The organism is Pedobacter sp. 01T416_2, assembly GCF_056398925.1.
Map to the genome: position 1 here is coordinate 1 of NZ_JBFTQI010000060.1, position 13,155 is coordinate 13,155.

Annotated in this window: 14 protein-coding genes and 1 pseudogene; 14 read left to right on the forward strand and 1 reads right to left on the reverse strand. The window is 43.6% G+C overall.

Going from position 1 to position 13,155, the window contains the following annotated elements; all coding sequences use genetic code 11:
* Positions 1-173: 173 nt before the first annotated feature.
* The 4 genes and pseudogenes from AC1DPQ_RS04415 to AC1DPQ_RS04430 all read left to right on the forward strand — a co-directional run.
* Positions 174-305: pseudogene (locus AC1DPQ_RS04415) on the forward strand (DUF6443 domain-containing protein); the annotation flags it as partial.
* Between the two features lie 338 nt (positions 306-643).
* Complete coding sequence (locus tag AC1DPQ_RS04420; RefSeq protein WP_477584596.1) at positions 644-934, forward strand: hypothetical protein; 291 nt, start codon at positions 644-646, stop codon at positions 932-934.
* A gap of 149 nt (positions 935-1,083) precedes the next feature.
* Entirely contained in the window at positions 1,084-1,347 is a 264-nt protein-coding gene (locus AC1DPQ_RS04425) for a hypothetical protein (RefSeq protein ID WP_477584597.1), read from the forward strand.
* A gap of 14 nt (positions 1,348-1,361) precedes the next feature.
* On the forward strand, positions 1,362-2,072 hold the full coding sequence (locus tag AC1DPQ_RS04430; protein WP_477584598.1) for a hypothetical protein: 711 nt from the start codon (positions 1,362-1,364) through the stop codon (positions 2,070-2,072).
* 1,269 nt (positions 2,073-3,341) lie between these two features.
* On the opposite strand, the gene AC1DPQ_RS04435 is transcribed toward AC1DPQ_RS04430, so the two are convergent.
* Positions 3,342-3,959: a Crp/Fnr family transcriptional regulator gene (locus AC1DPQ_RS04435; protein ID WP_477582910.1), complete on the reverse strand. Its 618-nt coding sequence runs from the start codon at positions 3,957-3,959 to the stop codon at positions 3,342-3,344.
* Positions 3,960-4,366: 407 nt separating this feature from the next.
* Here AC1DPQ_RS04435 and AC1DPQ_RS04440 point away from each other — a divergent pair, with 407 nt between their 5' ends.
* The 10 genes from AC1DPQ_RS04440 (at position 4,367) to traJ (ending at position 13,074) form a co-directional block, all read left to right on the forward strand.
* On the forward strand, positions 4,367-5,257 hold the full coding sequence (locus tag AC1DPQ_RS04440) for an RteC domain-containing protein (protein ID WP_477608112.1): 891 nt from the start codon (positions 4,367-4,369) through the stop codon (positions 5,255-5,257).
* Between the two features lie 158 nt (positions 5,258-5,415).
* Complete coding sequence (locus AC1DPQ_RS04445; RefSeq protein ID WP_477582912.1) at positions 5,416-5,943, forward strand: hypothetical protein; 528 nt, start codon at positions 5,416-5,418, stop codon at positions 5,941-5,943.
* Between the two features lie 71 nt (positions 5,944-6,014).
* Positions 6,015-6,359, forward strand: a complete 345-nt coding sequence (locus AC1DPQ_RS04450; RefSeq protein ID WP_477582914.1) for a DUF4134 domain-containing protein — start codon at positions 6,015-6,017, stop codon at positions 6,357-6,359.
* 2 nt (positions 6,360-6,361) lie between these two features.
* A complete protein-coding gene (locus AC1DPQ_RS04455) occupies positions 6,362-6,688 on the forward strand; it encodes a DUF4133 domain-containing protein (RefSeq protein WP_477582916.1) in 327 nt (108 codons plus the stop codon).
* Positions 6,685-9,183, forward strand: coding sequence for a TraG family conjugative transposon ATPase (locus AC1DPQ_RS04460; RefSeq protein WP_477582918.1), 2,499 nt, complete (start codon positions 6,685-6,687; stop codon positions 9,181-9,183). Before AC1DPQ_RS04455 ends, AC1DPQ_RS04460 begins: the two co-directional genes overlap by 4 nt.
* Positions 9,184-9,210: 27 nt before the next feature.
* Entirely contained in the window at positions 9,211-9,594 is a 384-nt protein-coding gene (locus AC1DPQ_RS04465; RefSeq protein WP_477608114.1) for a hypothetical protein, read from the forward strand.
* Between the two features lie 123 nt (positions 9,595-9,717).
* Positions 9,718-10,401 (forward strand): conjugal transfer protein TraI, encoded by a 684-nt coding sequence (locus AC1DPQ_RS04470; RefSeq protein WP_477582921.1) that lies wholly within the window; start codon positions 9,718-9,720, stop codon positions 10,399-10,401.
* Positions 10,385-11,104, forward strand: a complete 720-nt coding sequence (locus tag AC1DPQ_RS04475) for a hypothetical protein (protein ID WP_477608116.1) — start codon at positions 10,385-10,387, stop codon at positions 11,102-11,104. Before AC1DPQ_RS04470 ends, AC1DPQ_RS04475 begins: the two co-directional genes overlap by 17 nt.
* On the forward strand, positions 11,091-11,792 hold the full coding sequence (locus AC1DPQ_RS04480) for a TerB family tellurite resistance protein (RefSeq protein WP_477582924.1): 702 nt from the start codon (positions 11,091-11,093) through the stop codon (positions 11,790-11,792). Before AC1DPQ_RS04475 ends, AC1DPQ_RS04480 begins: the two co-directional genes overlap by 14 nt.
* A gap of 91 nt (positions 11,793-11,883) precedes the next feature.
* A complete protein-coding gene (traJ, locus tag AC1DPQ_RS04485) occupies positions 11,884-13,074 on the forward strand; it encodes a conjugative transposon protein TraJ (RefSeq protein WP_477608118.1) in 1,191 nt (396 codons plus the stop codon).
* The last annotated feature ends 81 nt before the right edge of the window (positions 13,075-13,155 follow it).

Genomic DNA, 13,155 nt, shown 5'->3' on the forward strand with positions numbered 1-13,155 from the left:
CATACGACCACCTGAAAAGATGAGATTAAGGAAGGTACTTTGATAAATAGAAAATGGATTTGTTCTATTTTGTTAATTCGGTGTTTCACAGATCCTATGATGCCTTTACACTTCCCCGTTGTTCTATCGAATGGTTCGTCGATCATTAGTGGCAGGCTGTAAAGGCAACAGACTATGCCTTTGCTGAAACAGTGTTTGAAGCCTCCCCTTTAAACCGGATACAGCAGCAGGGGGCACCGGGCGAAGCCTGGCAGAWCAGCGGAGGGCATACCCTGAAAACTGAATATGCTTTTTTGGCCTTCTGATCCGTAATATCCTGCAGTTGTTTTATATGAAAAATCCAAAGACAGAATATCTTTCAGTCTGTGATAAAAATTATCCTTAGGAACATGATCTGAAAGTTGAAAACTCATGAACAGCTTTTCCTGATATTTTTTTCTTCCTTGCATATCATCAATTTACCGAATAATACCTCCTTTAACTGGATTCGTTTTCAACACTTGTGAGTTGTGCAACAGTCACGTGTCGCGTGTGGGAGATGAATAAAATTGTAGTAAGGTCCGGCGGAGATGTCGGGCTTTGTTATTTACTTGGCGAACGCCTTTTTAGTCTTGAAGTTCTGTATGTAAAATGGTAGCCAAAAATGAAAGTTAAGTTAGACAGTATAGAGCAAATGCTATCCGTAATTCTTTTAAGGTATAAAGAGTTGTATGTTAATGAGATAGAAATAGAAAATGATTATTATTGGAGACTTGATGAAAAAGAGATTTATACTCTTGATGAAGAACCCAAGGACTTTACCATAGGTCAATTAACCGATGATTGGGAAACCGTTCAACACAATTTTAAGACAGACGACTTAATTCCATACGATTTACAAAAAATATCAAGTATTCTCACGGCTTTAAGTGTCGAGAAGCCTGTTTTGATTTAAAATTATAAGTAATCAACAATAAAGATGCCGAAAAGTAGCCACCAATTTGGTCTTAGMGTCTCGCTAAGACCAAAATGTAGCTTGGATTGTTATTTCTGTAGGAGTTCGAGTTTGATTAGCCTTGCTTTTATTGCTCCGTAGGTACGAGAATGGAATTTGGCAAGCTGGGTAATCTTGATGCCTTCGCTGAAACGCTCCGAAAGCAATTCATCTTCTATATTGTTGGCTCATTACAGGCTTATGACAACCGCGAGACAATGGATTATTCAAATGGCGCTATTAGTTGGAGTGCAACCCCTTTGACTCCCCAAGCAAGAGCTAAGGATAGTAATTTTCAGCAAGTAAGTTCTGGGAAATTCATCATTACTGTAGTGGCGGCAATTCAACATTTTTTAAATTTAGATAACAGCTAATAAAATTTTGAGCTATGATAAAGAAGATAATTATTGTATTATTGATATGTTTATATGTTACGATTGGATCAACAAAAGCCCAATCTTATAACATACAATCTTTTGAGGGCAATAAAGCAAACATTAATTTGTATTATAAGCCTTCAAGTGGGATGCTAACCATTAGTTATTTACGAGATACCTTATTGATAAATAACTATATGAGTGTTGATACTGTCAATATATTAAATAAAGTTTTTTTACAAATCAACTACGTGAAAAGGGCTGGGTCAAACGAGGACGTAATAAACCAGTTAATACTGTATGTTTCCAATGGCAAGCTCTGCCAAGCTCTACATGTTAACTCACTTACGACTTACGATATCAGACCCAGTGAGTATTCACTTTTTAAACTGAAGGTAACATTGGCTGGGCATGATACAAACACCTATAAGTTGAGTTTAAATATTCATAACGAAAAGAGCTCTAAACGTAGTCCTAAGTTGAATTATAAATATAATAAAACAGCGTTTTTAGCTTTTGATAAAAAAAATAAAGCTTTTTACAACAGCTACGAGCCTACAATGGGTTACTACACATTTCATGATCTAAACGATAACAGCACTAGGAAGAAGTATATAAAAAGTGATATTCCTATAGTTAAAGTAGAAAAGGATAAGTATTACTACATCGATGGCCATTGGTACACTAGAGACAAAAGCGATTTTTATTCCATGCTGTTATAAATCTATGTCATTTCAGCTTAACAGCCCGGCTAACAAGATAGGTGGCCTTATGTAAGAACCGAAGAGAGCTGTTTGGATTCTGTTTTACGCTGCTTCCATTTACTCAGAAGGTTAAGGCAGATGGCAAGTTCATCAGCAATCTCTCCAATAGACCCTCGGCTATTGGATAAGGCGGTATTAAAAAAGCATAACTGTATGCAAGAACTCTTATTTTACAACAGGAAACAATTGACTGAAGCTTTACAAAAGGGGGGATTAATTATCCAATCTTACAGATCCCGTCCGATATTAATTTATGGCAACATCCTGAACGTGACATGCGTCCACCAGTGTTTTAATCCATAAATTTAAACCTATTATGCGCTTACTTAAAATTTCAGCTATTGTTTGTTTTGTCGGTCTTTTATTTCAGATTTTTGCTTTCATAAATTTGAAAGTCAGTTATAAATCTGAAGTTGATTTAATGGAGACACATGTTGAAGTTTCCAAGATGAGTTTAAGAGAAAAAAATAAAGAATATCAACGAATAGCGGTGATAAAACAGAATATCTTACACCAACGGTTTGTTGCTAAAGTTCTATTTTGGTTTTTTTTGATTGGTCTGATCATTTCCGTTGTGATATTATATAGACGGATGTGATGAGCGGTTGTGATAAGTTTGATTAGACGATTCAACAGTTCATCCCCAATCATAATTAATTTAAAGCAATAGATAAGTACGCTATGGGCATCAGTTAGAAGGATATCTACGGCTCTGTTTAATTTGGGCTGTCAACAATATGAGAATAATATAAATGCTGTTATTGATGAGTCTATTTGGGTGCAAAAATGAGGGGGACGAGCCCTATAAAACATCAAATAAAGATAAAAGAAAACTCATCTAGTTTTAGCGTCCCGCTAAGGCCATTTAACTTGCATAGCAAAGCCCGGCAGTTTTAAAAATTGCCGGGCTTTGTTATTTCATGAGCAGTCCAAGTTGGAGAAGACTAGCCATATAATTTCATATGTTCTGGGTATACCATAAAAGATAATTAAATGGATCAGGGGTGAATTGAAACAGAAATCAGGAAAGAAACTTATTAGTGGTCATCTATTTCGTATCAACTGTTGTTCCGATTGAGGGTTGGTTTTATTTGACGACGGAACAACAAGGGATTAATATGAGGTGGGTGCCGATTTTCTGATCGCTCCAGAATTGAAGTGATGATAAAGCAACCATTAATTTAGTTTTAGCAGATCTTTTTTAAATAAAAAAATGCCTGTTGTGTTTTAGCGGTTTTGTGTCTGGTGACACATTCTGGTTTTTTTTCTGCGGATTCTGCTCAGTGTTTCACGGCTGATGCCGAGGTAGGAGGCGATGTTCTGTTGGGTAGTCTGCTGTTCGATTTCGGGATGGTTTTGGAGTAACAGGTCATAGCGTTGTTCGGGGCTTCGGGTGTGCAGCAGTATTGCCCTTTCTTCGCTTAGGATAAAGTACCGCTGGGTGATGAGCCTGCCCAACAGGTTGCCTTCGCTGAAGTCAGCGTAGTAAGCATTCAGCTCGAGCCAGGTAAGGGACTGCAGTGTGCAGTCCTGAAGCACTTCTATGTACTCATTTGCAGGCTGCTGGGTGAAAAAGCTATGTACAGAGATCATCAGATCGCCTTTGCCGGTAAACCAGGTGGTGCATTCGTTTCCGCTGTCGTCAATGAAATAGGCGCGCAGGAATCCACTGCGTATGAAGTAGATACGGCGTGCAGTTTCGCCGGGTGATAAAAGTAATTTTTTGCGCTCGAAAGTTTCAATTAGGCTTTCTTCTTTCACCCGGTTTTGCATGGGGGTTGGAAGGGGGATGATGAAGCTTAATGTTTCCAGTAGGTCGGCTTCGCAGTCGTTAAATTGTGGCATGGTGATCGATTGTGTCACAGATCAACCATTGTTATTTTTAAACGGGGTAATATTGTCCTGTCGGGACGGATACTCTTTTATAACGGCTTATTGAGCGGTTTAGTACGGGTATTGCTGTTCGGGTGATGTTAATGCTTTTGTTTATGATCTGACCAAAAAATGGTATCAGTGAAGAAAGTGGAATAACGTATCAGAAGGGGCTGAACTGGATATGACTGGACCTTGCCAGTTTGCAAGACTTCTGAAATATACGCAGTGAAAACCATGTAAGAAAGGATCTGATCACTGTGGGGCGTTTTTGCTTATATCTGGAACAGACCATTAGTCCATGATGAATTTACTTTTTCTGCCTGTGAGAGTTGTTGCCAGTTAACGGGCAAGGTGGGAATTTATCTAAATATCAACCTATGTACAACAAGTTTAGTGAAAATCTGCTGGGAGAACTTCATGCCCGGCTGGAATCTTTGTCCCTCGTTGAATTGTCTCCTGTGCCACTGCTTAAGGCGCAGATTGCTGCAGTTGCGGATGCGCTGAAGGAATTGACTGATTTTGTAGCTGCCCATCCGCCTATGGATGCACAGGAAGAGATCGGTTATTATAAATTCACCTATCCCAGGTTTAAGTCTTTGATCGTGTATTACACCGCATACCATCATTTTTTGGTGGGTGTTCCCGAATCCGGGCCGAAGGCGAAAAAGAAATATTATCTCTCCAGGCTGAGCGCTATTGCTGCTTTTTTTGAGCGGCATACGCTGCATTATGATTATTTCAGATTGGATGGATGCATGCTGGATGACCTTTTTTATACCAGGCGTGATCCAGGGAATGTACTTCAGCCGGTTGTATTGGGTTATGAGCCGTTTTTGGGTACTGCGATGGCTGAGCTGGTCAGCTCATTTTTAGCACAGGAGCGCTTGCGTAATGAAATCCTGGCGCTGTTGCATGCGCTTTCGGGGCGGGGTCCTCTGTCTTCGACAGTGGTTGACCCTTTGGGCGGTCTGCAGCGGGAGTTCAAATGGACGGGGGAGGATATCCACCTGATCGAGCTGGTACATGGCATCCATTTAACAGGTCAGGTGAATAATGGCAGTATCGGGATTGTGGAGCTGTTCAAGGTGGTGGGTACGTTCTTTGGGGTGAACCTTCGGGTGCCCAAACGCGGCTTTGATGACCTGAAGGCGAGGAAAACGATGAGCAAGACAGCATTTCTGGATATGATGAGACTAGCGGTGCTGAAGAAAATGGATGAGGATGATGCCTATGATCCGGAAAAGGCGAGGCGGAGGAATGGGTTTTAGTAGATGTCTTTAGTAATAGCGCAATATGGGTTATCGGGTGTTTTAAGAGCGGTTCAGATTCCAATCTATCCAATATTGGATAGGAGGATCTGGAGCTTGCGCAACTTTGCTTTATCAAATCCCGGTACAATGGGGTGCCGGGAAAAAGTTGAGCGGTTATGTTGCAAGGTTTTTCTACGCTTCAGTTTATGGTGGTGTTATTGGTTCTGGCACTGGTCTGGTATGGTGGTGTTTTGCTGTTTTTTTATCTGAAAAGAAAGCGTGGGCCATTGGATTTCAGGAACGCTGGAAAGCAGGATGGTGGGCATGCTCCCCAGGGTCAGCAGCATACCGGTCCGGTTAGTGCAGGAATTCCTTTGGCGGATGACCTGATGGGCAAAGCAAAATTACCTGAAGGCATGAGCTCAGTGGGAATGGAAGAGATCGGTTTTGTGGATCTCGAAGGGCGTGAGGTGGAGGATCAACAGGGGCTGGTGCCGGATCTGTTGGAAGAAATCAAAAATGTGTTTTTGTTGCTGGCAAAGGAAGACGGATCAAAAAGGGATTTCCTGAAGCTGATGAAAGCGGTGAAGGAGAATTATCCGGGCATGGCTTCGCATCCCAGGATCAGGCGAATCAATGAATTTATCAGTTCGCATGCGGCTTTTCACCTTTCTGTGGAAGAGCTGGAGAATCTCTGGTATTAACTTATCGTTTCTGATCGGTCGGTCATTTATTTCCAGTTCAACATCAATCAATTTATTTTCATCTGTTTTTTATGAAAAACCAATTCAATAGTCCTTTTAGGACGCTTTTTGCCAAACTTTTATTGGTAGTATATATCTTTTGCTGGTGTCAGTTTTGGTCTACATTCCCACTTTTTGCGCAGGATGGCGATGCAGGGATTCAGGAAGCGACAAATAAGGTTAAGGGGTATTTTGATAGCGGCTGTGACCTGATGTATGCCATCGGTGCAGTGATGGGTATTATAGGTGCGGTCAAGGTTTTTAACAAGTGGAATGCTGGGGAGCCGGATACTTCCAAGGTGGCTTCTGCCTGGTTTGGTAGCTGCGTGTTTCTGGTGATTGTGGCTACGGTTTTAAAATCATTTTTCGGGATTTAGTTATGGCTATAGTATATCATATCAATAAAGGCGTGGGAAGGCCGATTGTGTTCAAGGGCTTAAAGGCGCAGTATATCGCTTATCTGGCTTTGGGTTTGGTGCTGCTGTTGATCGGTTTTGCGGTGGGTTATGTGTCGGGTGTGCCGTTGGTGGTTTTGATGGTATTGGTTGCGCTGTCTGGCGGTGGCCTGTTTGCAGTGGTGTTCCGCATGAGTGCAAAGTTTGGGGAACATGGCTTGCTGAAGTATCTGGCCAAGCGTGCCTTGCCTAAATATCTGGTGTTCCGCTCGAGACGGTTGTTTACAGGATTAAAAAACGTTCGGTCATGATAGAGGCAGCTGATATATTTCCGATATATAAGGTAGAGCATGACTGCATCCAGTCGATGCAGGGGGATCTGACGGTGGTGTTCAGGTTAAACTTGCCGGAAATTTTTACGCTTTCGGAAAGGGATTACGAAAGTTATCACCAGGCCTGGGTAAAGGCGATCAGGGTGTTGCCTGTTGGCACGGTGCTGCATAAACAGGATTGGTTCCTGGAAAGTCAGTTTAAGGCAGATTTTTCGGTGGAGCACAGCTTTTTATCGGGAGCCTCGGAACGCTTTTTTAATGAGCGGGAATTTCTGGAACATGAGTGTTATGTGATGCTGACCGCGAAGCCGATGGGACGGAAACTTTCAAATTCGGCTTACAGCAATATCCTGCGCAGGCGTATTGTGCCGGAACAGACGATAGATCCTGCTGTGTTCAGTTCTTTTTTGGATCATGTGGGGCAGTTTGTCCGGATTTTGTCTGATAGTGGTTTTGTATCGCTGGTGCGCTTGACTGATGATGAGGTTGCTGGAACGGCAAATAAACCAGGCTTGATCGAGCGTTACTGCTTTTTATTGGGCAAAGCGGAAATGCCGCTGATCTCAGATATCCATTTGCGTGATGAAATACGGGTGGGTGATAAACGCTGTGAGCTTTATACGCTTTCCGATGTGGAAGAACTGCCTGCACTGTGCGGCCCACGCATCAATTATGATAAATACAGTTCGGACAGGTCAAAGTTCAGTATCGGTTTTGCCAGTCCACTGGGATCGCTGCTCTCCTGCAACCATATTTTGAACCAGTATATTTTTATAGGTGATAGGGATAAAGTGCTGAAGAGGTTGGAGGCAAAGAAACTGCGTTTGCAGTCACTGTCGGCGTATTCGAGGGAGAATGCATTGTCCCGCGATGCGGTAAATGACTTTTTAAATGAGGCGGTAGCATCACAACGTTTGCCGGTAAAAGCGCACTTTAATGTGCTGGCCTGGTCTTCGGACCGATCGAAGTCGTTGGATCTGAAAAACCTGGTGGGCTCGGCGATGGCGGGACTGGATGCCTCAGCAAAACGGGAAACGGATGGACAGGCGCAGATCTGGTGGGCTGGCCTGCCGGGAAATGCGGCAGATTTTCCAATGAATGACTCCTTTGATACTTTTTTAGAGCAGGCGGCTTGTTTTTTTAACCTGGAAACGGCTTACCAGAGTTCTTTAAGCCCATTCGGGATTAGATTAGGGGACCGATTGACAGGGAAACCGGTACACGTGGATATCAGCGATGAACCCTGGGAAAAGGGGCTGATTACTAACCGGGCAAAGCTTTTGATCGGGCCATCGGGATCCGGGAAATCTTTTGCAGTGAACCATATGATGCGCTCTTATTATGAGCAGGGAGCACACTGCATTTTGGTGGATATCGGGCACAGTTATAAAGGGCTTTGCGAGCTGGTGGGAGGCTATTATTTCACCTATAGCGAGGAGGATCCGATCAAGTTTAATCCATTTTACCTCTCCGATGGGGATCAGATGGATACCGAGAAAAAGGAAAGCATCAAAACTTTGCTTTTGGCGCTTTGGAAAAAGGATGATGAACCCTATAGACGGTCAGAATATGTAGCGATTTCTAATGCCCTGAAACTGTATTACGAGCACCTGGAGCTTAGGAGTGATATTTTTCCCTGCTTTAATTCCTTCTATGAGTTTCTGATGTCGGAATATATGCAGGTATTATCTGATGGAAAAGTAAAGGAGAAGGATTTTGATATCGGGAATTTCCTTTATGTGCTCAATCCCTATTACCGGGGCGGGGAGTTTGATTACCTGCTCAATGCCTCGGAAAACCTGGATATGTTATCTGAAAGGTTTATTGTTTTCGAACTGGATAATGTGAAAGATCACCCGATTTTATTTCCGGTAGTGACGCTGATCATTATGGAAATGGTGATTTCCAAGATGCGAAAGCTGAAAGGTATCCGAAAGGTGGTGCTGATCGAAGAATGCTGGAAAGCGATAGCGAAGGAGGGTATGGCTGAATACATCCGCTATTTATTTAAAACGATGCGTAAGTTTTTTGGGGAACCGATCGTGGTGACCCAGGAGATTGAGGACGTGATCTCGTCACCAATTGTGAAACAGGCGATCATCAATAATGCGGATTGTAAGATCTTGCTCGATCAGCGTAAATACCAGAACAAGTTTGACCAGATCCAGGAGCTATTGGGGCTAACGGATAAGGAAAAGGCGTTGGTGCTGTCACTGAACAAAGCAAACGATCCCAAACTGAAATACAAGGAAATCTTTTTCTCGCTGGGTGGGCAGATGAGTAAAGTCTACCGGACAGAAGTAAGTTTAGAGGAGTATTTGGCTTATACCACCGAAGAGCGGGAAAAGATATTGGTGCAGGAATACGCGGCGCGTTATGGCAGCATCCAGAAAGGAATATCGGTTCTGGCGGCTGAGATGAGGGCTAAGCAGAAGGAATTAACAGATACACTTCATAAACCAATCCAATCGTAAACAATGCTAACCAAATACAAATCAATCATGAAAACAAAAACTCTTTYTCTGTTGCTCAGCGTGCTGGGTTTTACTGCCTGCAAAAGTAATGGGAACCTGCAATCTTTTATCCCAGGTACCTATGTGGATGACGCCAAGGGAGAGTACAGTGAATCTTGGGATACACTGATCATTGGGGATTTTAACAAAGTCAAGGGTTCCTATTCTATAGTTCGAAAGACGGGTTTTAGGCGGCTGGAGAATGGAAAGCTGGGCCGCTTGGAGCATGATACTGAGCGATGGATGGGGATTTGGGATGAGGAAAGCGGGTCGGTCCAGGTGCCCAGGAATTCCAAGATCATCAGCTTTTATCCCGATTCTGGAGTGCTGCTGCTAGGAACTCGGGAATTTCGAAAGTTGGTCGGAAATTAATCTGAAGGCAAGTCATTTGCCTGGCTACATGTATAAGGGATAAAAATCAATTAACGTATGAAAAATCTATTGGGCCGGTCTGCTGACCGGCTGGGAAAACTATGGACTAAAATTCGGAGCACGATGAAACAATATATGGTAATTCTGCCGGTAAGTACGATGACTTTGATCGTGGGGCTACCAAAAGGAGCAGATGCGCAGATCGCGGTGGTAGAAGTGATCAAGGCGGGCGTAAAAAAAGTAATCAAGGCGGTAGACCTGAAGATCCAGCGATTGCAGAATGAGACGATTTGGCTGCAGAATGCGCAGAAGGTTTTGGAAAACCAGCTATCCAAATTAAAGCTGACAGAGATCGCAGACTGGACGCAACGGCAGAAGGAGCTTTACCGGGAATATTACGAGGAACTCTGGAAGATCAAATCAGCCATTGCCTATTATAAAAAAGTGAAGGATCTGACGGCGAAACAGGTTGCTATTGTGGATGAATACAAGTGGGCCTGGAACTTATTCAAGCAGGATAAACATTTTGAAGCCTCGGAACTGGATTATATGCAAAAGGTGTATTCGGGGATATTGGATGAAAGCATCAAAAATATTGATCAGCTGCTATTGGTGGTCAATTCCTTTAAAACGCAAATGAGTGATGCGGAAAGACTGGAGATCATTTCAAAGGCATCTGAAAAGATGGATGCGAATTATACCGACCTGAAAAGTTTTAACCGGGGCAATGCGGTCTTAAGTATTCAACGTGCTTCTTCAATAGAGGAAAGCGCTAAACTAAAAGAAATCTATGGAATCGAAAATTAAGTGTTGCGCTAAGGCCGGAAACGTTTCGGTATTGGCGGTTGGTCTAGTAAAGCGTTCGGCTTTTAAAGTGAGGGCTTCGGTGCTTGGTCTGTTGGTTTTGATGTTCTGCTATGGTGGCGCAGCTCATGCACAGACCTTTGGCGAATTTTTTAACCAGAAGAAAACGCAGAAAAAATACCTGCTGGAACAGATTGCTGCTTTACAGCTTTCCTTAAGTTATGCCAAGAAGGGTTACCAGTTGGTCGATGGGGGACTGCAGACCGTGCGTGATATCACAAATGGAGAATTCAGTCTGCATGAGGCATTTATTTCTTCCTTGAAAACGGTAAGCCCGGCGGTTCGAAAAAATGTGAAGGTGGCAGAAATCCTGGCATACCAGATCAGTATCGCAAGATGGTTTGGGGAGTTTAAGGGAAATGCCATGCTTTCGCCAGCTGATCAGCTGTATATCCTGGAAGTGAAAGCAGCAGTACTGGCGGACTGTTCGCTTGATCTGGAATCGCTGCTTTTGGTGGTGACTTCGGGCAGGCTGGAGATGGGGGAAGCTGAGCGGATCAGGCGCATTGATCTGTTATATGAAGCGATGCAGGATAAGGCTGCTTTTACTGCCGATTTTATGGGAAAGGTGGAACGGTTGGTTAGGAACCGGGAAAGGGATCATTTGGATATTTTAGACTTGAGGAGGGCTTATGGTTTTGAATAGGGATCAGTTTGAGTATTTCGCTGAGTTATTGCTCGGCTCAGTATTAAAAAGACTTTTTAGGCGCTTTTCCGTGGTACTTTGCTGCCTTTTGACCGTGTTTTCTTCCCCTGGTTACGGCCAGTCTACTGAAGCACAGCAGTTGCTTTTAAATGTCGAAAAGCTCAGTCAGTTGAAGAATATTTTAGCCGATATGAAGAAAGGCTATTTGCTGATTTCCAGTGGTTATAAGGCGGTAAAGGATATCGCTGAAGGGAATTTTTCCTTGCATGAAGTCTTTCTGGACGGCATGATGCTGGTGAGCCCGGAGATCAAAAGATATCACAAAGTGGCGGATATTATCACTTATCAGGGTCGTATCGTTTCCGGATATAAGCGCGCGTTTAAGCGTTTTTCCGCTTCGGGCAATTTTTCGGAAGAAGATATCGCTTATATGGCCGGGGTGTACAGACAGCTTTTTGAGCTGAGCAAGGATAACCTGGATGAACTGCTCACAGTGATTACTTCGTCGAATCTGCGCATGAGTGACCAGGAAAGGTTGGCAGCGATTGACCGGATCTTTGCGGATACGGAAGAAAAGCTGATGTTTTTGCGGGCATTTAATGATCAGGCGGCCATGCTGGATCTGCAAAGGAGCAAAGAAAGAGCGGATGTAAAGGGGCTGAGTAATGTGCTTATGGGGAAGAATTAAGCCTGTTTAAAGGGATAGCTTGGTTGGTGGATGGGTTTTTAGCATCGCTATCAGCCAGATCAATATAATCAGAACAACAAATCAAGGGTTTATGAAAAAAGTGGTTTATCTGTCTGTGGCCTTCTTAGCAGTAATATTTCTGCCTTCTTATGTGATGGCTCAGGGAATGGCACAGAGTATTTCCGGCCTGCAGCCTGTGCTGGACAGGGTATATAGTGAAATGTTGCCGCTATGTTCGGGCATGATCAATGTCGGCAGGGGACTCGCTGGTTTTGGGGCTTTGTGGTATATCGCTTCACGCGTATGGCGGCAGCTGGCATCGGCGGAGTCTATTGATTTTTACCCGTTGTTGCGGCCATTTGCATTGGGCATGGCGGTGATGCTTTTTCCGGCGGTGCTGGGCATGATCAATGGGGTATTACAACCAACGGTATCGGCTACCAATGCCATGGTTGCTAACAGCAATAAAGCAATCGAGCGGTTGCTTAAAATGAAGGAAGCCGCAATAAAAAAGAGCCGCTATTGGCAGATGTATGTCGGGGAAGATGGCAGCGGGGATATGGATAAATGGCATAAATACGCTTATCCGAAGGATCCAAACGGGGAAGAAGAAACTTTTTTGGATGGACTGTCGCGTGGGCTGGAGTTCAATATTGCTAAGGCATCGTATAATTTCAGAAATTCGATCAAGCAGTGGCTGAGTGAGGTGCTGGAGATTCTTTATGCCGCGGCTGCGCTGTGCATCAATACCGTGCGTACCTTTTTTCTGATCGTACTGGCCATCCTTGGACCACTGGTGTTTGGATTTGCGGTCTTTGACGGTTTTCAGAATACTTTGACGGTATGGATCGCGCGTTATGTGAATATTTTTCTCTGGTTACCCATCTGTAATATCTTTTCGAGTATCCTGGGAAAGGTGCAGGAAAATATGCTAAAGCTGGATTTAGCGCAGATCGAACAGCAGGGGAATACTTTCTTTTCCAGTTTAGATACCGCTTACCTGATTTTTTTGATCATCGGCATCGTGGGTTATTTCTGTGTACCGAATGTGGCCAATTATGTGGTGCATGCAGGTGGGGGAAATACGATCCTGCAAAAAGTGAATTCGATCGTGTCTGCTACTACCCGTTCTGGATCGCAGGCTGCAAAGTCAGGTGGTGGGATGGTGGCAGATGCGCTGGGCGATGGTTACCGCAACATCAAGCAGAGTTTTTCTTCCGGTGCACAGGGCGATTATTTCCCGGACAATCCCCACCAGCAACAGCGTATTGAAGGAAGGTAGCCGCAGGGCTGGCCCCTGCCTATCATTTAATTATTAAGTATTCACCGATTATTTCATTCATATGTTCAGCCAGTTTAAGAA

Bases quoted from the DNA above. Each gene is read 5' to 3' on its own strand.
- AC1DPQ_RS04420 (WP_477584596.1), top strand. From the start codon at position 644: ATGAAAGTTAAGTTAGACAGTATAGAGCAAATGCTATCCGTAATTCTT.
- AC1DPQ_RS04455 (WP_477582916.1), top strand. From the start codon at position 6,362: ATGGCTATAGTATATCATATCAATAAAGGCGTGGGAAGGCCGATTGTG.
- AC1DPQ_RS04475 (WP_477608116.1), top strand. From the start codon at position 10,385: ATGGAATCGAAAATTAAGTGTTGCGCTAAGGCCGGAAACGTTTCGGTA.
- AC1DPQ_RS04435 (WP_477582910.1), bottom strand. From the start codon at position 3,959: ATGCCACAATTTAACGACTGCGAAGCCGACCTACTGGAAACATTAAGC.
- AC1DPQ_RS04450 (WP_477582914.1), top strand. From the start codon at position 6,015: ATGAAAAACCAATTCAATAGTCCTTTTAGGACGCTTTTTGCCAAACTT.
- AC1DPQ_RS04480 (WP_477582924.1), top strand. From the start codon at position 11,091: ATGGTTTTGAATAGGGATCAGTTTGAGTATTTCGCTGAGTTATTGCTC.
- AC1DPQ_RS04460 (WP_477582918.1), top strand. From the start codon at position 6,685: ATGATAGAGGCAGCTGATATATTTCCGATATATAAGGTAGAGCATGAC.
- AC1DPQ_RS04425 (WP_477584597.1), top strand. From the start codon at position 1,084: ATGGAATTTGGCAAGCTGGGTAATCTTGATGCCTTCGCTGAAACGCTC.
- AC1DPQ_RS04440 (WP_477608112.1), top strand. From the start codon at position 4,367: ATGTACAACAAGTTTAGTGAAAATCTGCTGGGAGAACTTCATGCCCGG.
- AC1DPQ_RS04430 (WP_477584598.1), top strand. From the start codon at position 1,362: ATGATAAAGAAGATAATTATTGTATTATTGATATGTTTATATGTTACG.
- AC1DPQ_RS04470 (WP_477582921.1), top strand. From the start codon at position 9,718: ATGAAACAATATATGGTAATTCTGCCGGTAAGTACGATGACTTTGATC.
- AC1DPQ_RS04445 (WP_477582912.1), top strand. From the start codon at position 5,416: ATGTTGCAAGGTTTTTCTACGCTTCAGTTTATGGTGGTGTTATTGGTT.
- traJ (WP_477608118.1), top strand. From the start codon at position 11,884: ATGAAAAAAGTGGTTTATCTGTCTGTGGCCTTCTTAGCAGTAATATTT.